We start from the raw sequence: 16,936 nt of genomic DNA, 5'->3' as shown, positions 1-16,936 counted from the left end.
GGGCCGCCGCTTTCCCCCAGCGCATCAGCGCTCCCCAACGCTGATGCCCTGCCTGCTCAGATGCAGGCCCCTTTCCGTCTGGTGTGTCGTGTCATGATGCCCACTGCGTCTTCGGCCAGGTGACGGCCGCGATCGTCGCCTGGCCGGCGAGTGACGGGTGGAAGTAGTCGCGCGTCGAGATGTCGTTTCTCGTGAAGGGATAGGTCGCGATCGCGTTGCCGTCGAAGCGGCAGTTCGGCGTCACGCCGCACAGCGTCGCAAGCACGGCGTTGTATTCGTTGACGCGCTGCTGCACCTGGTTGCGGCGGTCCACGTCGGCGGCCGCCGTGCTGGTCGGGTTCGCGAGGAGCGACTGGCAGACCTGCAGGCTCGCCCATGCGAATCGGGCCGAGAGGCTCGCCTTGTTGAGGTCGTACATCCTCAGCAGGTTCGGAATCGAAGCCACGAAGATCTGCGCGCCGCTCGCCGCGAGGGTGTTGAGGGCGGTCTGGACGTTGGTCTGGTAGACCGTCGTGGACGTCATCCCCGCGACGGTCTTGGTGCAGGCATCGTTGGCGCCGATCAGGATCGTGACGTACTGCGCGCCCTGGCCGACGGCCTTCGTCGCCTGTCCGGGCAGTGCGGCGGACGTCGACGAGACGACGGAGTCGTTGAACGTCTGGAGCGTGGCACCTGCCGCGCGGAGGCGGCTCGCGTGCGAGTTGACGGACGCGGTCGTCCCGGTCGACCAACTGTTGGTCGGGCAGGAGAAGAGAGCGCTGCAGGTCATGGTGCCCTGCGTGATCGAGTCGCCGAGGGCCGCCATCTTGGCGGGGAGCGCCGGCGCGGCCGTAGCGCTCGACGCCCCGAGGAGCGATCCGGCGACGAGGACGGCGCCGGCGAGCATCGTCGCGAACGCACGGCGCGTTCGAGTCGAAGTGCGCATGCAACTACCCCCAGCACGTCATCGTGGCTGGCGAGGCCAAAGACCTGATCACCGGCGATTCGGGCGAGGACGGATCCGGTGGGTCCGCCACGCGGAAACCATATACCCGCGACCGGACAGAAACAACGACGAATTTCGGTCGGCCGAAGCCGTCTGCTCAGCGCCTCGGGACTCGCTCAGCCGACGAGTGCCGCCGCACGCACGACGCTCGGACCGCGCGGCGTCGCCTCGACGAGCAGCTGGGCGGGCAGCTGCTCCTTCATCGCCTCGACGTGGCTTATGACGCCGACGGTGCGACCGCCCTGGCGGAGCTCGTCGAGCGTGCGCATCGCGAGCTCCAGAGTGTCGGCGTCGAGCGAGCCGAATCCCTCGTCGATGAACAGCGTGTCGAGTCGCACTCCTCCGGCGCGCGCCGTGACGACTTCGGCGAGGCCGAGCGCGAGCGCGAGCGAGGCGAGGAACGTCTCGCCTCCGGACAACGACTGCGGAGTGCGCGCCTGACCCGTGTAGGCGTCGAGGATCTCGAGGCCCAGACCCGATGCAACGCGGCGCGCCCCGACGACATCGGTGTGGCGCAGTCGGTAACGGCCCGACGACATCGCGTCGAGCCGCAGGTTGGCCGCGGCGGCGATCTCTTCGAGCTCGGCGGCGAGCACGAACGTCTCGAGGTCCATGCGGCTGTCGGTGCGTCCGGCGACGGCGTTGGCGAGGCCGGCGATGAGGTCGTGCTCTGCGGCGCGTCCGGCGGAGTCCGCGTGGGCGAGAGCCGCACGGGATGCCGCACGCTCGAGCTGGCCGGCGACCTCGGCGTGACGTGCGGCCGACCGGACGGCGGTGTTGCGGGTATCCCGCGCGGCGTCGGCGGCGGCCGCGGCCGGTGCGAGGTCGATCGGCTCGTCGGGTACGCCCGCGAGATCGGTCTCGAGCACGCGCAGCCGCTCGCGCTGGGTCGACAGCGCGATCTCGTGGGCGCGGATCTCTGCCGCCAGCCGGACCTGCCGCGGCTCGTCGAGGAGGGCGAGGGTCGCATCCTCGACACCGGCGAACACGCCGGCTGCGATCTGCTCGTCGCGGGATGCCTCGGCGTCGACGGCCGCGGCGCCGCGCCGGGCGCTCTCCTCGGCGGCCTCGGCGAGGGCACGCGCGAGGTCGCGGCGGCGCGTCATCCAGTCGATGCGCATCGCGACCGACGCGTGCTCTCCGCGTGCGTGGGCGACCGCCTCACGCGCCGACGCCTCATGCTGCTGCGCTGCGGCGCGCTCCTCGATCACGCCGGTGAGTCCGGCGGTGAGGGCTTCGCGCTCGGCCGCGGCCGTCACGCCGGCGGACCGCACGTCGGCGATCGCGGCCTCGAGCCCGACGACGACGGCTTCGGCATCGATGGCTGCATTCAGCGTCGACTCGGCCGCCGCCACCGCGGCCTCCAGTTCGTCGACAGCGACTCCGCCCGCTCGGGCGGATGCTTCGTGGTGCGCCGCGCGTGCGTCACGCGCTCGCGCCGAGGCGGCCTCGGCGACCGCCGCCGCCGATGCCGCCGAAGCCTCGGCCGTCGCGACCGCGTCGTCGGTGACGGGCTCATCGTTCGGCGCCGCCGGCGAGGGGTGCTCCGAGGCCCCGCACACAACGCACGGCTCGCCGTCGACGAGCGTCGCGGCGAGCTCGCCGGCGTAGCCGTCGAGTCGGCGCTGCAGCAGACGACGCACCACAGCAGTCGCCTCACCCGCGGCGGCGAGCGCATCGGCGTGCGTCCGTTCGGCCTCGACGACCCGGCGGGCGTGATCGGCGGCCTCACGTCCGGCCGCCAGCCGCGCCCGAGCGGCCGCGACGGCCTCGCGCGCCGGGATGAGGGCGGGCGCCGCGGCCCGTGCGTGCGCCAACTGCGGCTCGAGCGCCGCGAGGCGCGTCTCGCGTTCGGCGTGCGCGGCTGCGAGCGTCGCGAGCGCCGCCTCCGACGCCGCCACGAGCCGGTCCATCTCGTCTCGGGCGGCCAGGAGCGCCGGAAGCGTCCGCTCAGCCTCGGCGGCGTGTGCCGCCACGGCGAGCTCGCCCCCGAGCATGTCGACGAGGCTCCGCAGCGCGGGCGCTTCGGCGTTTTCCTCGCCCGCGGCGATCCACGCGGAGCGCGCGACGGTCTCAGCCTGACCCGCGGCCGTCGCCGCCGCGCGGGCGGAACGCGCCGCTTCGATCGGGGCTCGCACCGCCTCTGCTGCACGGGCGCGTGCGAGCACGACCCGGTCTGCGGCGACGATCGTCTCGCGCTGCTCGAGGGCGGCGTAGGTCGCCCGTACCGCGAGCCGCTCCTCCTGCAGCTTCCGCTGCGCGCTCAGCGCGCCGTACGCGGCGAGCGCCGCGTCGTGCGCGACCTCGGCCTCTTCGCGGCGTCTGACGGACTCGTCGACACGGTAGGTCGCGCGCGGCAGTGCGCGCTCGATCGCCGCGAGCCGGCCCGCTGCAGACGGCGGCTCGACGTCGGCCTCCGCGCCCACGAGGTCTTCTTCGACGAGGATCGTCTCGGCCTGGATGAGCAGGGCGTCGAGGGTCGCGGCATCCGTCATCATCGCTTCGTGCGAGGCTCTGCGCCGCTTCTCGAAAGCCTGCTCGTACTCCTCGTAGCGGCGCGAGCCGAACAGAGTGCGCAGAAGCGCCTGCCGGTCGTCGTTGCGCGCCAGGAGGAACTCGGCGAAGCGGTTCTGGGCCAGCAGGATCACCTGCTGGAATTGATCCCGGTTGAGCCCGACGATCTCGTCGAGGAGGTCGCCGACCTCGCGGGCCTTCGTGGCGCGGCCCGTCCACTCGCCGCCAACCCGCTCCTCGAGCAGGACGCTCGCCTTCGCCGGCGTCATGCCCTCGCCTCGGGCCTTCGGGCGCTCGTACTCGGGCGTGCGTGCGATGCGCCAGCGCGTGCCGCCCGCCGTGAACTCGAGGCGCGCTTCGGTCGGCTCGTGAGGTGCGGCATGGTCGCTGCGGAGCCCGCGGTCGCTGCCGTCGTAGCGGGGTGCGGTGCCGTAGAGCGCGTAGCAGATGCCGTCGAGGATGCTCGATTTGCCTGCGCCCGTGCGCCCGGCGATGAGGAACAGCCCGTGCGCGTCGAAGGCGTCGAAGTCGACGGTCTGCCGCTCGAGGAACGGGCCGAACGCTTCGAGTTCGAGGCGGTGAAGCTTCACGAGGCGACGCCCGATCGGCTCGCTCGCACGGCACTCGCAGCGCTGGCGACGGCGCCCTCCTGAGCCGACCCTGCGGCGACCTCGGCGATGACCTCGCGGATGAGCGCGCTCTCCGGCGCCGTCGCGCCGACGCCGTTGCGCACGTGAGCGAGGAACGCATCGACCAGATCGTGGTCGTCGCGCGTGCCGCGGACCCGCGCCGCATACGTCGAGCCGTCGGGCTCGAGGGCGATGGCCGGCACGTGGGCGACGACGGCGCAGAACGGGAAGCGCTCCTGCAGGCGCCGCATCGGATCGCGCTGCGGCGCGGCATCCGTGTACCGCGCGCTCACCCAGGCGTCTTCCGCACCGGCGAACCGGGGGTCGGTCAGCAGCTCTTCGAGCGGCGCCTCGATGCGCTCGAGCCGACGCGGCACGGGAAGGTCGAGCCATTCCACAGCGGAGAGGCCGTCGGCATCGAGGTCGACGAGCCACGACCCGCGGGGCTTCTCGGCCTCGCCGAAGCTGTAGTGCAGCGGCGCTCCCGCGTAGCGGACACGGTCGCTGAGTCGGTTGCGGCCGTGGATGTGCCCGAGCGCGACGTAGTCGGGGCCGTCGAAGGTCGACAGCGCAACCACGTCGAGTCCGCCCTGCTGGATGTCGCGCTCGACGCCCGGTGTCGCCTCGACGCCGGCGACGAAGCAGTGCGAGATCGCGACGCTGCGCTCACCCGGCCGCTCCGCGAGCTCGGCCCGCACGAGGCCCATGGCGTGCGCGAGCGCCTCACGCTGCGTACGCAGTTCGATGCCCTCCCACAGCGTGCGCACGAGACCGGGCTCGAGGTACGGGATGCCGTAGAAGTGCACGGGACCGTGCGCATCGCGGATCGTGATCGGCGTGCCGGTCGTGAGCGGATCGGTCACGACGTGGATGCCGTCGCGCAGCAGCGCAGACTGGAACCCGAGCCGCGCGGCCGAGTCGTGGTTGCCGCTCGTGACCACGACGGCGGCCCCGGCATCCGAGATCCCGCGGAGCACGTCGGACAGCAGCGAGTAACAGGCGGCCGCAGGCACGGCCGAGTCGAAGACATCGCCCGCCACGATGACCACGTCGACGGCCTGCTCGCGCACCTGTGCAGTGAGCACGTCGAGCACGCCGCGCAGCGCATCGAGGGTGGCGTGGCCGTGGAACGACCGCCCGATGTGCCAGTCCGAGGTGTGCAGGATGCGCATGCCCTTCACGGTATGCGGCCCCTCCGACATCGCCGCCGAGGCGTGCGGGAGACGGCGGATGCGGCATCCGCGATTCCTCGCGTTTCCCGAAAGTCCGCCGCGTGTCATCCGCATGAAACACCCGCGGACGTACCGTTGAACATGGCGCCCACGACGGATCACTCCCCGCGATCGACGGTCGTCGCTCTTGTCGGATCCGAGAGCGAGGCCCTTCTGGCGGGCCTGCACGGCCTGCCGGCCCTCCACGCCATGTCGCTGCGCGGCGCCGATCCGGCCGAGACGTCGCGTGTTCTCGCGAACGCGTCCACTCCTTATGTCGTGCACGACGCCGACCCGCTCGAGCACGTCGCGGCGGCGTGGGTGGAGCTCTTCGGCGAGCAGGCGACCCTCGGCACGCTCGAGATCGAAGTCGACACCGTGCTCGCGCAGTTCGACGCAGGCGTGGTCGTCATGCCCGACTACTACATCGTGCTCGGCCCCGATTCGATCGACGGCACCTGGCGTCACTGGTGGCTCGGCGCTCTCGCCCACCGCGCGCCGTCGCGGGTGCTCCCCGTCGAGGCATCCTCTTCCGCACTGCGCGCACGGCTCCGCGCCCTCCCCGCGTCGCGACCGTGGCCCGAGCCTTCCGAGTGGCTTCCGCATGTGCACTTCGACATCCCCGATCGGGTCGGCCTGCGCGACGAGCCCGGCGCCGCCTGACCCGCCCTCGTCAGTCGATGGATGCCGCACCTCGCGATGCGACGATGGGTGCATGCCCGAGCCGATCGACGTCGTGGCCGCCGTCATCCGGCACGAGGGACTGTTCCTCGCCTGCCGGCGCGCGCCGGGGAAGGCCGCGGCGGGCAAGTGGGAGTTCCCCGGCGGGAAGGTCGAGCCCGGCGAGACACCGGAGGACGCGCTCGTGCGCGAGATCAGGGAGGAGCTCGGCGTCGGCATCACCGTGACGGGCGTCCTGACGAGCGACGTCACAGGGCCGATCCGTCTCATCTGCCTGCATGCGGTCCTCGACGGCGACCGGCCCGTCTCGAGCACCGATCACGACGCGCTCCGGTGGCTGCCGCGCGAGGACCTGCGCGACATCGACTGGGCCGATGCCGGCCTCCCGGCCGTGCGCAGCCTGACAGGCGCCGACACGCTGCTCAGTTGATGATCTCGCCACGCTCGTCCGCACGGAGTGCCGCGAGGCGATCCCGCCAGGTCTGCAGGGCCTCCGGCGTCAGACGCGTCCAATCGGAGACCTCACCGACGACCCGGAGTGGACTGCTGCTGCGGTAGGAGCGGGTGGGGTTGCCCGGGAACTTCTTGTCCGTGACGTTGGGGTCGTCCTCGAAGGGTCCGGTGGGCTCGACGGCGTAGACGCGCGGAGCGCCGTCGCCGGCCGCGAGCTCTGCCGCCAAGCCCGCTCCGTCGCGCAGCGCCGTGAAGTAGATGTGGTTCATCACGACTTCGGGACGATAGTTCGATCGGAAGCCGGCCGTGAGCAGCTCACCGACCTCGAGCTCGGCCTTCGTGCCGTGGAAGAAGGGTCCCTCGTCCAGCGCGTCGCTCATCGCTCCAGCTTGCGCGACGCGCGCCGCGCGCGGCAACACGGGCTACCGCGTCGCCGGGGACTCCACGAGGCCGAGCTGAGAGGCCACCACCACCGCCGAGACCCGGTTGCTCACTCCGAGCTTGCGGTACGCGTTCTCGAGGTGCTTCTCCACCGTCCGCGGCGACACGAGAAGTTCTCGCGCCGTCCCCTGCGCGGTGTTGCCGCGCGCGATGGAGCGCAGCACGGCCAGTTCTCGCCCTGAGAGCACACCGGTCAGCTCCGCGGGTATGGCGCGGGACGCGAGCAGCTCGGCCTGCCTCTGCAGCGCAGAGAACATGGGCTGGAGCGACCGCGCCAGCCGCAGGTCCTGATCAGTGAAGTCGCGGCCGGAGCGGCAGACGACGACAGCCTGATGCTCGACGCCCCGGACGTGCATGGGGATCGACATCTGCTGCTCCGCGTTGAGGCTCTTCAGCATTGCGAACACCTCGTGGATCTGCCAGGCATCCAGGAACCGCCACGGGATGTGACCGACCGACTGCGGATGGGCTTCGCCTGTGCGGGCGTACCACTGCAGCAGGGGGTGGAAATCGAACATCCCCGCGTCGAGGGAGCGGAAGGCCGTGGCGATGGTCTCGTTCGCCGCACGGGAGGTCGGATCGCTCGACGACCACCCGAAGCCCCGGACCGTGATGCGACCTTGCGCATCGCGAAGATTCGAACTGAGCATCCGCGCGTCGAAGCTCGCGAGGATGTCGTCGCGAAGCTCCTCCAAGGGCAACTCGACGATGGGCTTCTGCAGCACTTCCGCCGTGATGAGAAACCAGTCAGCGATCTTCCTGTCGATCGAAGACATGGCAACACGGTAGACCTCCGGCCGAGCGCTGACTACGGGTGGCCCCGACGCCGGGCAGGCAGGAGCCTAGGACGACGATGACCCTCCGAACGCGTCGAGGGAGAGCGTGAGAGGACGGCGCGCACACACGATCGCGTGGCCGCCGCCGCCACCGGCCATGAAGCCGCACACGACTCCCGACTCGCCGGCCCGTCGCCCGGAAGCCGCATCGGCCTCCGTCACGTATGCGAAGTGAGCGGTGAGCAGGCATGCGGCAGCGAGCACCGCGGCCGTCCGCCGCAAGGCCCAGCGATCTCGTGCCATGTCGCCACTGTCTCGCCGCGCACGGCGACGAGCCATACGCAGTTCTACGCACCGCGCCGCAGGCGCTAGGTTGAGCGCACGGCCGTTCTGGGGGCCGCGGCCGCGTCTGCGGCCGTCACACGGGTCTGAGGGGGCGACGATGTCGCGCACGCCTGCCGGATGGTACGACGTTCCTGGCGGAGGCAAACGCTTCTGGGACGGCCATGCATGGACGGACGACGTGCTCGGCGCGCCGTCGAAGGAGGCAGAGTACGAGGCGCTCGCGCCCGACCTCGCCCCGCCGCAGACCCTCGTGCTCCCGCCCGCCGCACCCATGCAGCCGGCCGTGCCTGTGCAGCGCGCCGCGCCGGTGCAGCCCGTGCACGCTCAGCGACCCGCGGCACCCGTGCAGCCGTACGACGCGCAGCCGTCCACGCCGCCCGGCTGGTATCCGAGCCCGTCCGGCGCGATGCAGTGGTGGGACGGGCGGGCGTGGGGTCCGCTGGCCCCGCCGCACGCTGTCGTCGTACGCCCGGTCAAGGAGACAGGCATCGCGTACCTCTTCTGGTTCCTCCTCGGCGGCGTCGCGGCGCACCGGTTCTACCTCGGCCTGACGGCCTCAGCCATCGTCTTCAACATCCTCTTCTGGTGCGGCATCCTCCTGTCCCCGTTCGTGATCGGCATCCCTCTCGTGATCGCCTGCGGGATCTGGTGGCTGGTCGACCTCTTCCTCATCCCGTCCCTCGTGCGGTCGATCAACGCGACGCGCGGCTACTTCGGGTAGCCGCCCGGCGACCATGGGCTACTTCGTCATCGTCCTCGCGCAGACCGTCGTCCTGCCGATCCTCAGCGGTATCCTGGAACTCGCGACCGTCGGTGGCGATCCGATCCTGGTGTTCGGCAAGTGGTGGGTGTTCTGGGGCGTCGGCACACGGCTGTTCGTCGCGGGGATCGCGCAGATCTCCGGCAAGGGGCGCACGGCGCAGATCCTCGGTTCCGCCGCACCCTCGGTGCAGGAGAGGCAGCTGATCGGCGAGCTCGGATCGGCCAACATCGGGATGGGACTGGCCGGACTGCTCGCGCTCGTGCCCGGATGGGCACTGCCGGCGGGGGTGGCCGGAGGCTGCTTCCTGCTGATCGCCGGCATCCTGCACCTCCCCAAGAAAGGGAAGAACGCACAGGAGCAGCTCGCGACCTGGACCGACCTCGTCGTCGGGCTCGCCGTGGCCGTGCTGGCCGTCTCCGTTCTGGTCCGGTCGCTCGCCGGCTGACGGCGACCCCGCCCCCTCGTGCCGTCGCCTAGCCTGGCGATGACGGCGAACGAGCGAGGAGGCGCATGTCCATGGCTGGTCGCGGCGACTGGAACCAAGGTGTGATCGAGGCGTTCCGCGCGAACGGGGGCGACGTGCCCCACTTCGGGCGGAGCCTCGTGCTCCTGCATCACGTCGGCGCCCGCACGGGGACTGCGCGTGTCAGCCCCGTCATGGGCTTCCCGACGGACGACGGCGGCTGGCTGATCGTGGCCTCGAAGGGCGGGTCGCCCGAGAATCCGTCCTGGTACCACAACCTCCGTGCGCACCCGCAGACCGTCGTCGAGACTCCCGATGACGGCACCGTCGAGGTCACCGCGCGCGAGCTCGATGAGGACGAACGCGCGATCGCCTGGCCGCGGATCACGCAGCGCGCCCCCGGCTTCGGGGACTACGAGCGTCGCACCAGTCGAGTCATCCCGGTCCTCAAGCTCAGCCGTCGATAGCGCGGCGCCCCGCTCGCCGCTGCGGAAATCTCCGAGACTGCAACGGGTCGCCGAGACAGCGGGAGGATCCCGCAGTCTCGGCGACCCGCTGCAGTCTCGCGGTCTGGGGTCAAGCCGGGATGGTGCGGTCCTTCACCAGATCGGCGTACCAGAGGCCCGAGTCCTTCACGGTGCGCTCGAGCGTGTCGAAGTCGACCCGCACGATGCCGAACCGCTTGGCGTACCCGTAGCCCCACTCGAAGTTGTCGAGCAGCGACCAGACGAAGTAACCGCGCAGGTCGACGCCGCGAGACAGGGCTCGGTGCGCGGCGGTGAAGTGCCGGCGCAGGTAGTCGAGGCGCTCGGCATCCGGAACCGAGCCGTCCTCGGCCACCTCGTCGGCGAACGCGGCGCCGTTCTCGGTGATCATGAGCGGCTGCTGGGGGAACTGCTCCGACAGCGACACGAGCAGCTCCTCGAGCCCCTCGGGCGCGATGTTCCAGCCCATCTCGGTGTACGGGCCGGGCTGCAGGGCGAACTCGACGAGCTGGTCGCTGCCGGGCCAGGCCGTGCCGCCGGCAGCGCCCTTGTGACCATCGTTCATCTGCTTCGGCGAGACGCCGTCCCACAGCCGCACGGTCGCAGTCGAGTAGTAGTTGACGCCGAGCACGTCGATCGGCTGGTGGATCGCGGCGAGGTCGCCCTCCTGCACGAACGACCAGTCGGTGACGGATGCCGTGTCCTCGACGAGGTCCGCCGGGTACTCGCCCCGCAGCATCGGACCCGTGAATGCGCGGTTCGCGAGGGCGTCGATGCGGCGCATCGCCTCGGCGGCGCCGTCCCCCGCTCCGCGCAGCACGTGGAAGTTGAGCGTCACGGAGTAGTCGGGCGACCCCGTCGACGTCGCGCGCAGCGCCGTGAGCGCCCGTCCGTGCGCGAGGTTGAGGTGGTGCACGGCGGCGAGCGCGGCGCCCGGCTCGTGACGGCCGGGCGCGTGGCCGCCCTGGCCGTAGCCGAGGTAGGCGGAGCACCACGGCTCGTTGAGCGTCGTCCAGGTGTGCACGCGGTCGCCGAGGGCAGCGCCCATGATGGCGGCGTACTCCTCGAAGGCGTCGGCGGTCGCGCGCACAGGCCAGCCCCCGGCATCCTCCAGCGGCTGCGGGAGGTCCCAGTGGTAAAGCGTCGCGACTGGCTTGATGCCGCGCTCGAGCAGGCCGTCGACGAGGCGCGAGTAGAAGTCGACGCCCTTCTGGTTGACGGCGCCCGTGCCAGTCGGCTGGATGCGCGGCCACGCGATCGAGAACCGGTAGGCGTCGAGGCCGAGGTCCTTCATGAGGTCGAGGTCGGCATCCACCCGGTGATAGTGGTCGCATGCGACGTCGCCGGTGTCGCCGTTCCAGACCCTGCCCGGCGTCTTCGAGAAGGTGTCCCAGATCGAGGGGCCGCGGCCGTCCTCGGAGGTGGCGCCCTCGACCTGGTACGACGCCGTCGCCGACCCGAACGTGAACGTCTCCGGGAACACGAGCCCCGAGTCGCGGTAGTCCGCCCGCCCTTCCACCCGTGAGCCTCCATCCGGTTGCCGAGAGCGCGGGTGCCACCCACGGTCTCGGCGGTCCACTGGAGTCTCACGGGTCTGGCTCGAGGGGGTGGTCACTTCGTCACCTCCGCGAGGTCGACGGTGAACGACTCGGAGCGGCCGTCGGGGGTCGTGACGGCCACCGTCGTCGTACCGGAACCGCCGGGGAAGACGCGCAGCGTCAGCCCGTCGAGGTAGTCGTAGTCGGGCCGGTCGTGACGTGCACCCCACGGGATGACGGCACCAGACCGCACATACAGCGGCAGCGACGTGAACCCGTGGTTCTCGCGGCGCCAGCCGCCGCCCTGCACCTCCTCACCCGTCAGCAGCGACGTCCACGTGCCCGCGGGCAGGTAGAACTCGACGTCGCCCGACGGCGAGAACACGGGCGCCACGAGGATCGAGGGGCCGAGCATGTACTGACGGTCGAGGTAGGCGACCGAGGGGTCGTCGGGGAACTCGAGCTGCATCGGGCGAGCCAGCGGAATGCCCGTGGATGCGGCATCCACTCCCGTCTGGAACAGGTACGGCATGAGCTGCATCTTGAGGTGGGTGAAGACCCGGGTGACCTCCACGGCCTCCTCGTCGAACGCCCACGGCACGCGGTACGAGTTGGAGCCGTGGAAGCGCGAGTGCGAGCCGAGCAGCCCGAACGCGGTCCAGCGCTTGTAGACGCCGGCGTCGGGGGTGCCCTCGAAGCCGCCGATGTCGTGGCTCCAGAACGCGAAGCCGCTGAACGCCAAGGAGAGGCCGCCGCGCAGGGTCTCGGCCATCGACTCGAACGTCGAGGTGTTGTCGCCGCCCCAGTGCACGGGCATCGACTGGCCGCCGGCGGTCGCCGAGCGGGCGAACAGCACCGCGTCGCCCTCGCCCCGCGCCTCGACGAGGACGTCGTGGACGGCCTTGTTGTACAGCTGCGTATAGAGGTTGTGCATGCGCGACGGGTCGGAGCCGTCGGCCCACGACACCTCGAGCGGGATGCGCTCCCCGAAGTCGGTCTTGAAGCAGTCGACGCCCTGGTCGACGAGGCGGCGCAGGTGACCCTGGTACCAGAGCGTCGCGTCGGGGTTCGTGAAGTCGACGAGGCCCATGCCGGCCTGCCACAGGTCCCACTGCCACACCGAGCCGTCGGGACGCTTGACGAGGTAGCCCAGCGACGCCGCCTCGGCGAACAGCGGCGAGCGCTGGCCGATGTACGGGTTGATCCAGACGCAGACGCGGAGGTCCTTGTCGTGCAGGCGCGCGAGCATGCCGTCGGGGTCTGGGAAGGTGCGGGGGTCCCACTCGAAGTCGCACCAATTGAACTCGCGCATCCAGAAGCAGTCGAAGTGGAACACCGAGACGGGGAGCTCGCGCGCCGCCATCTCGTCGATGAACGACGTGACGGTCGCCTCGTCGTAGTCGGTCGTGAACGACGTCGACAGCCACAGGCCGTAAGACCACGCGGGAACGATCGGCGGACGGCCGCTCAGGGCGGTGTACCGCGTGAGGACGTCCTTCGGGGTCGGGCCGGCGATGACGAAGTACTCGAGCACCTCGCCCGCCGTCGAGAACTGCACACGCTCGACGGCCTCAGAGCCGATCTCGAACGAGACGTGGCCCGGGTCGTTGACGAGCACGCCGTAGCCGCGGTTCGACAGGTAAAAGGGCACGTTCTTGTACGCCTGCTCGCTCGAGGTTCCGCCGTCGGCGTTCCAGATGTCGACGGTCTGGCCGTTCTTGACGAGCGGTCCGAAGCGCTCCCCGAGCCCGTAGATGAGCTCGCCGACGCCGAGATCGAGCTGCTCGTGCACGTAGGTGTGCGAGGACGGCGCCCCGAGGCCTGTGCGGGCGTTGCCGGCGACGCCGTGCGCGACATCCGCTCCGTCCGCGAGCTGGACGTATCCCTGCGCCTTCGCGCCCGAGCCCGTCACACGCTTGCCGTTGACCTCGAACGCGAGCGACCACGGCGCACCCGGCGCGATCCGCGCCGTGAGGCCGCCCGTCGTGAGCACGCCGCCCTCGTGTGTGACCGAGACGCAGCCGCGGCCCGTGCCGGCTCCGGGGAGCTCGAACCCGCCGTGCCACGCGTGCCCGACGTGGTGCGCGATGCGCACACGCACGACGCCCTCGATCGGCGAGGAGAGCGTCACGGTGAGCACGGCCCGGTTGAGCGTGTCGCCGCGCTTGGCGATGACGCTGGTCGGGGCGGTGATGACGAGCGCGTCGCCGTCCGCAGAGCGCTCCTTCGCGATGTCGTAGGCCTCTTGGCCGTAGAGCGCGGTCACGCCTGGCCTGAGCTGCCAGAACCCGTCGGTGAACTTCATTACTTGACTGCTCCTGCCGTGATGCCGCGCGTGAGTGTGCGCTGGAAGATGAGGAAGAAGATGACCGTCGGGATGATGCTGATGAGCGCCGCTCCCGCGGTCGTCGTGACGTCCATCAGTCGATCGCCGGTCAGGACGCTGATCGCGACCGGGACGGTCTGGTTGTCGTTCGACGGAAGGAACGTCAGCGGGATGAGGAACTCGTTCCACGTCCAGATGAAGAAGAAGATGAGCAGCACCGACAGCGTGGGGCGGCTGATCGGGAAGACGACGCGCCACAGGATCTGCCAGCGCGACGCTCCGTCGAGGGATGCCGCCTCGAGGACCTCCTTCGGGAACGTCCCGTAGACCGACGACAGCAGATACGTGCCGAACGCCGCCTGGATGACGGTGAAGACGATGATGACCGACCACACGCTGTCGTACAGGTCGACCGACTTGAACATGTAGTACAGCGGGTAGAGGAGCGCCTCCTGCGGGAGCAGGTTCGCGAGGAGGAACAGCAGCACGATCCAGGTGCGGCCCCGCACGCGCCCGATGCCGATCGCGAACGCGTTGAGCACCGATATGAGCACGGCGAGCACCGCGACCACACCCGAGATGAAGATCGAGTTCCACACCTTCTGGGGGAAGTTCACGCGCTCCCAGAAGGCCTGGATGCCGGAGAGGTCGATCGCCTGCGGGAGGGCGAAGGGCCCCGAGTTCGCGTAGTCGACGGGCGACTTGAACGCGTTGACGAGGATCAGGTAGAAGGGCACCAGGATGACGATCGCGCCGAGGATCACGGCGGCGAGCAGCACCCAGTCGAGCGGGCGCTTCTTGGTCATTCCGCCGCGCGCGCGGCGCGGCTTGCCCTTGGTGACGATTGCGGTGGTGGCGGCCATCACAGTCCCGCCCTTTCCTTGCGCTCCAGCGAGCTCTGCACGCGGATGAAGATGATCGAGACGATGACGACGAGGACGGTCAGCACGGTGGCGATGGTGGCTCCGTAGCCGATGTCGCGCTTCGTGAAGAACTCCGTGTAGGCGTAGTACGCGGGCACGAGGGTCGCACCGGCGGGGCCGCCCTGCGTGATGACGTAGACGGGACCGAAGACCTTCAGCGCCGCGATCGTGCACGTGAGGGTCACGACGAACACCTCGGGCCGGATGATGCTGAGCGTGATGGCGCGGAACCGCTGAAGCCAGTTCGCGCCGTCGAGCTCGGCGGCCTCGTACAGTTCGGGGTCGACGCGCTGCAGCGCCGCCATGAACACCACGACCGGGTAGCCGATCTGCACCCACACGAGCACGCCCATGAGGACGAGCAGGGCGGAGGGCATCTGGCCGAGCCAGTCGACTGCGGGGATGCCGAAGATGCTCAGGATCTGGTTCATCGCCCCCGTGCCGCCCGGCCGGAACATCCAGCCGATGACGATGCCGGCGACGGCGATGGGGAGGATCTGGGGAAGGTAGAAGGTGGCGCGCAGGAAGCTGCCGACCTTGCCGCCGAACTTGCGTCCGACGACGTCGAACAGGAGCGCCGCGACGATGAGGCCGATCGTCGTCGGGACGACGACCATCGCGATGACCATCCAGACGGAGTTCGTGAACGACGTCCAGAACTTCTCGTCGGAGAAGATCTTGAGCCAGTTGTCGAGGCCGATGAACTCCGGAGTGCGGACCCCGCGCCACTTCGTGAACGTCAGGTAGACGTTGAAGATGAGCGGGATGACCACGATCACGAGCAGAAGGACGAAGCCGGGCAGGAGGTAGAGCCAGTACCCGGCGGTGCCGCCCTTGCGCTGCGGGATCGACGGCTCCTCGCGGGGAAGCTTGGTGCGCGCGGCGGGGCGGGTCGCGCGGCGGTCCCCGCGCGTGGCGCCGGTGTCGGCGCGTGCAGCGCCGAGTTCGGCGCTCGTTTCAACAGACATTGTCGACTCCCAGTGGGGCAGGGGCGGCGGGCCTGACCGCCGCCCCCGCGAACGGGTCAGCGGTAGTCCGCTGTTCCTGCTTCGTACTCCGAGCCGAGGTTCTCGTTCGTCTTCGCGGCATCCTGCGTGCCGGTCACGAGACCCTGCAGCTGCTGGACGATGACGTCGTAGAAGCCGGCGGCGGGCCAGTCGGGGTAGAACGAGAGGCCGTCGTTCTCGAGGATCCCGTTGAACGTCGAGATCAGCTCCTGGCTCTTCGGGTCGGTGATGTCCTCGGGGTTGGCCGCGACGGGCAGGCCGCCGTTGTTGCCGATGATCGCCTGGATCTCGGGACGCATCGTGATGTCGATGAACTTGTACGCGAGGTCCTTGTTCTTGGCGTTCTCAGGCACGACCCACAGGTTGCCCGACGAGCCGAGCGAGAGCTTCGAGTCGGGGAAGGCCTGGTAGGTCCAGTCGAAGCCGGTGGCCTGCTCGACGAAGCGGCCGTACCACCACGAGCCCGACACGAAGATCGGCGCGGTGCCGTTGATGAACGAGACGCCGGCGTCCTCGGCCTTGACCGACGAGACGTCCTTGGCGATGTAGCCCTTGTCGACGTAGTCCTTGAGGGTCTCGGTCGCGTAGGTGAGCTCGGGGCCCTGCCAGTCGACCGGGTTCTTGTAGAGCTGGTAGTCGTCGACGAACGAGCGGTCCGCCTTCGACAGGGCCAGCTGGTACCAGAGCTGTCCGAGCGGGTACTCGGCGCCCGCCTCGGCGAGCGGCGTGATGCCCTGCGCGACGAAGGCGTCGAGCACCTTGACGAACTCGTCGTACGTCGTGGGGATCTCGAGGCCCGCCTTCGCGAAGGCGTCCTTGTTGTAGTACACGCCGACGAACTCGCCGTAGTTGGGGACGCCGTACCAGGTGTCGCCGCCCATGACGCCGGCGTCGGTGTACTTCGCGGTCGTCTGCAGCGACGGGGCGAGCTTGTCAGCCCAGCCGTACTCCTCGACGGCATCGGAGATGTCGGAGATGAGGCCCGTGCTGGCCAGGAAGCCGGCCGTCGCGTTGCCCTTGTTGAACTCCATGACGTCGGGGGCGGCGTCCGAGTCGAGCACCTGGCTCGCGGTCTTCTGGATCTGCTCGAACGACTTCTGCTCGAATTCGACCTTCGCGCCGGTCTCCTTCTCGAAGACCTTGATGGCCTCGTTCCACGCTTTGGCCATCGCGCTGTCCTCGCCCTCGTAGTGCCAGAGCTTGAGGGTCTGCGCGTCGCTGCCGCTCGAGTCGCCGCCGGCGGAGCAGCCGGCGAGCGCGAGCGCCGCCACCGTCACGGAGCCGGCGAGCGCCAGCATCCTTCTGCGAGCTGATGAGTTGCGTGCCATCGTCGGCACTCCTTTCGTGATCTCCGGGACGCCGGAGAGAGGGGTTTCGTCGAAGCTGTCGAAGCGCT

16 protein-coding genes are annotated in these 16,936 nt (G+C 70.0%); 5 read left to right on the top strand and 11 right to left on the bottom strand.

What is annotated here, in order from left to right:
• Window positions 1–91: 91 nt before the first annotated feature.
• From ACH3VR_RS00715 to ACH3VR_RS00705, 3 genes are all read right to left on the bottom strand, one after another.
• Entirely contained in the window at window positions 92–925 is an 834-nt protein-coding gene (locus tag ACH3VR_RS00715; RefSeq protein WP_396638833.1) for a GDSL-type esterase/lipase family protein, read from the bottom strand.
• A gap of 176 nt (window positions 926–1,101) precedes the next feature.
• The gene (locus tag ACH3VR_RS00710) at window positions 1,102–4,089 is read right to left on the bottom strand and encodes an AAA family ATPase (RefSeq protein WP_396638832.1); all 2,988 of its coding nucleotides are present in this window, start codon (window positions 4,087–4,089) and stop codon (window positions 1,102–1,104) included.
• A complete protein-coding gene (locus tag ACH3VR_RS00705) occupies window positions 4,086–5,300 on the bottom strand; it encodes an exonuclease SbcCD subunit D (RefSeq protein ID WP_396638831.1) in 1,215 nt (404 codons plus the stop codon). The genes ACH3VR_RS00710 and ACH3VR_RS00705 overlap by 4 nt, the downstream gene beginning before the upstream one ends.
• 141 nt (window positions 5,301–5,441) lie before the next feature.
• Between ACH3VR_RS00705 and ACH3VR_RS00700 the strand changes: the two genes are divergently transcribed.
• Both ACH3VR_RS00700 and ACH3VR_RS00695 read left to right on the top strand, forming a co-directional pair.
• Window positions 5,442–6,002 (top strand): hypothetical protein, encoded by a 561-nt coding sequence (locus ACH3VR_RS00700; RefSeq protein WP_396638830.1) that lies wholly within the window; start codon window positions 5,442–5,444, stop codon window positions 6,000–6,002.
• A gap of 52 nt (window positions 6,003–6,054) precedes the next feature.
• Complete coding sequence (locus tag ACH3VR_RS00695) at window positions 6,055–6,450, top strand: (deoxy)nucleoside triphosphate pyrophosphohydrolase (RefSeq protein ID WP_396638829.1); 396 nt, start codon at window positions 6,055–6,057, stop codon at window positions 6,448–6,450.
• Here ACH3VR_RS00695 and arr read toward each other — a convergent pair.
• The 3 genes from arr to ACH3VR_RS00680 all read right to left on the bottom strand — a co-directional run bounded on the left by arr (window position 6,443) and on the right by ACH3VR_RS00680 (window position 7,993).
• Complete coding sequence (gene arr / locus ACH3VR_RS00690) at window positions 6,443–6,853, bottom strand: NAD(+)--rifampin ADP-ribosyltransferase (protein ID WP_396638828.1); 411 nt, start codon at window positions 6,851–6,853, stop codon at window positions 6,443–6,445. The two genes, ACH3VR_RS00695 and arr, sit on opposite strands and share 8 nt — an antisense overlap.
• Window positions 6,854–6,895: 42 nt before the next feature.
• Window positions 6,896–7,690, bottom strand: a complete 795-nt coding sequence (locus ACH3VR_RS00685; RefSeq protein WP_396638827.1) for a helix-turn-helix transcriptional regulator — start codon at window positions 7,688–7,690, stop codon at window positions 6,896–6,898.
• A 66-nt stretch (window positions 7,691–7,756) separates the two neighbouring features.
• Window positions 7,757–7,993: a hypothetical protein gene (locus ACH3VR_RS00680; protein ID WP_396638826.1), complete on the bottom strand. Its 237-nt coding sequence runs from the start codon at window positions 7,991–7,993 to the stop codon at window positions 7,757–7,759.
• Window positions 7,994–8,132: 139 nt separating this feature from the next.
• Between ACH3VR_RS00680 and ACH3VR_RS00675 the strand changes: the two genes are divergently transcribed.
• The 3 genes from ACH3VR_RS00675 (at window position 8,133) to ACH3VR_RS00665 (ending at window position 9,728) form a co-directional block, all read left to right on the top strand.
• A complete protein-coding gene (locus tag ACH3VR_RS00675) occupies window positions 8,133–8,756 on the top strand; it encodes a TM2 domain-containing protein (RefSeq protein WP_396638825.1) in 624 nt (207 codons plus the stop codon).
• Between the two features lie 13 nt (window positions 8,757–8,769).
• Window positions 8,770–9,243 (top strand): hypothetical protein, encoded by a 474-nt coding sequence (locus tag ACH3VR_RS00670; RefSeq protein WP_396638824.1) that lies wholly within the window; start codon window positions 8,770–8,772, stop codon window positions 9,241–9,243.
• Between the two features lie 65 nt (window positions 9,244–9,308).
• Complete coding sequence (locus tag ACH3VR_RS00665; RefSeq protein ID WP_396638823.1) at window positions 9,309–9,728, top strand: nitroreductase/quinone reductase family protein; 420 nt, start codon at window positions 9,309–9,311, stop codon at window positions 9,726–9,728.
• A gap of 109 nt (window positions 9,729–9,837) precedes the next feature.
• On the opposite strand, the gene ACH3VR_RS00660 is transcribed toward ACH3VR_RS00665, so the two are convergent.
• The 5 genes from ACH3VR_RS00660 to ACH3VR_RS00640 form a co-directional block, all read right to left on the bottom strand.
• Entirely contained in the window at window positions 9,838–11,265 is a 1,428-nt protein-coding gene (locus ACH3VR_RS00660) for a GH1 family beta-glucosidase (protein WP_396638822.1), read from the bottom strand.
• Window positions 11,266–11,357: 92 nt separating this feature from the next.
• Entirely contained in the window at window positions 11,358–13,589 is a 2,232-nt protein-coding gene (gene yicI / locus ACH3VR_RS00655) for an alpha-xylosidase (RefSeq protein WP_396638821.1), read from the bottom strand.
• The gene (locus ACH3VR_RS00650) at window positions 13,589–14,473 is read right to left on the bottom strand and encodes a carbohydrate ABC transporter permease (RefSeq protein WP_396638820.1); all 885 of its coding nucleotides are present in this window, start codon (window positions 14,471–14,473) and stop codon (window positions 13,589–13,591) included. The genes yicI and ACH3VR_RS00650 overlap by 1 nt, the downstream gene beginning before the upstream one ends.
• A complete protein-coding gene (locus tag ACH3VR_RS00645; protein ID WP_396638819.1) occupies window positions 14,473–15,501 on the bottom strand; it encodes a carbohydrate ABC transporter permease in 1,029 nt (342 codons plus the stop codon). Before ACH3VR_RS00645 ends, ACH3VR_RS00650 begins: the two co-directional genes overlap by 1 nt.
• A 56-nt stretch (window positions 15,502–15,557) precedes the next feature.
• Window positions 15,558–16,868 carry an ABC transporter substrate-binding protein gene (locus tag ACH3VR_RS00640; RefSeq protein ID WP_396638818.1) on the bottom strand — a complete coding sequence of 437 codons (1,311 nt, stop codon included), beginning with the start codon at window positions 16,866–16,868 and terminating at the stop codon, window positions 15,558–15,560.
• Between the last annotated feature and the right edge of the window lie 68 nt (window positions 16,869–16,936).

This window comes from Microbacterium alkaliflavum, from assembly GCF_044325405.1.
Taxonomy (GTDB): Bacteria; Actinomycetota; Actinomycetes; order Actinomycetales; family Microbacteriaceae; genus Microbacterium; species Microbacterium alkaliflavum.
The sequence above is the reverse complement of the archived record's forward strand: the minus strand, read 5'-3'. Positions and strand labels throughout refer to the sequence as shown.

Coding starts and splice junctions, on each gene's coding strand:
- ACH3VR_RS00670 (WP_396638824.1), top strand. CDS start 8,770: ATGGGCTACTTCGTCATCGTCCTCGCGCAGACCGTCGTCCTGCCGATC.
- ACH3VR_RS00695 (WP_396638829.1), top strand. CDS start 6,055: ATGCCCGAGCCGATCGACGTCGTGGCCGCCGTCATCCGGCACGAGGGA.
- ACH3VR_RS00700 (WP_396638830.1), top strand. CDS start 5,442: ATGGCGCCCACGACGGATCACTCCCCGCGATCGACGGTCGTCGCTCTT.
- ACH3VR_RS00645 (WP_396638819.1), bottom strand. CDS start 15,501: ATGTCTGTTGAAACGAGCGCCGAACTCGGCGCTGCACGCGCCGACACC.
- arr (WP_396638828.1), bottom strand. CDS start 6,853: ATGAGCGACGCGCTGGACGAGGGACCCTTCTTCCACGGCACGAAGGCC.
- ACH3VR_RS00640 (WP_396638818.1), bottom strand. CDS start 16,868: ATGGCACGCAACTCATCAGCTCGCAGAAGGATGCTGGCGCTCGCCGGC.
- ACH3VR_RS00675 (WP_396638825.1), top strand. CDS start 8,133: ATGTCGCGCACGCCTGCCGGATGGTACGACGTTCCTGGCGGAGGCAAA.
- yicI (WP_396638821.1), bottom strand. CDS start 13,589: ATGAAGTTCACCGACGGGTTCTGGCAGCTCAGGCCAGGCGTGACCGCG.
- ACH3VR_RS00705 (WP_396638831.1), bottom strand. CDS start 5,300: ATGCGCATCCTGCACACCTCGGACTGGCACATCGGGCGGTCGTTCCAC.
- ACH3VR_RS00650 (WP_396638820.1), bottom strand. CDS start 14,473: ATGGCCGCCACCACCGCAATCGTCACCAAGGGCAAGCCGCGCCGCGCG.
- ACH3VR_RS00685 (WP_396638827.1), bottom strand. CDS start 7,690: ATGTCTTCGATCGACAGGAAGATCGCTGACTGGTTTCTCATCACGGCG.
- ACH3VR_RS00715 (WP_396638833.1), bottom strand. CDS start 925: ATGCGCACTTCGACTCGAACGCGCCGTGCGTTCGCGACGATGCTCGCC.
- ACH3VR_RS00680 (WP_396638826.1), bottom strand. CDS start 7,993: ATGGCACGAGATCGCTGGGCCTTGCGGCGGACGGCCGCGGTGCTCGCT.
- ACH3VR_RS00665 (WP_396638823.1), top strand. CDS start 9,309: ATGTCCATGGCTGGTCGCGGCGACTGGAACCAAGGTGTGATCGAGGCG.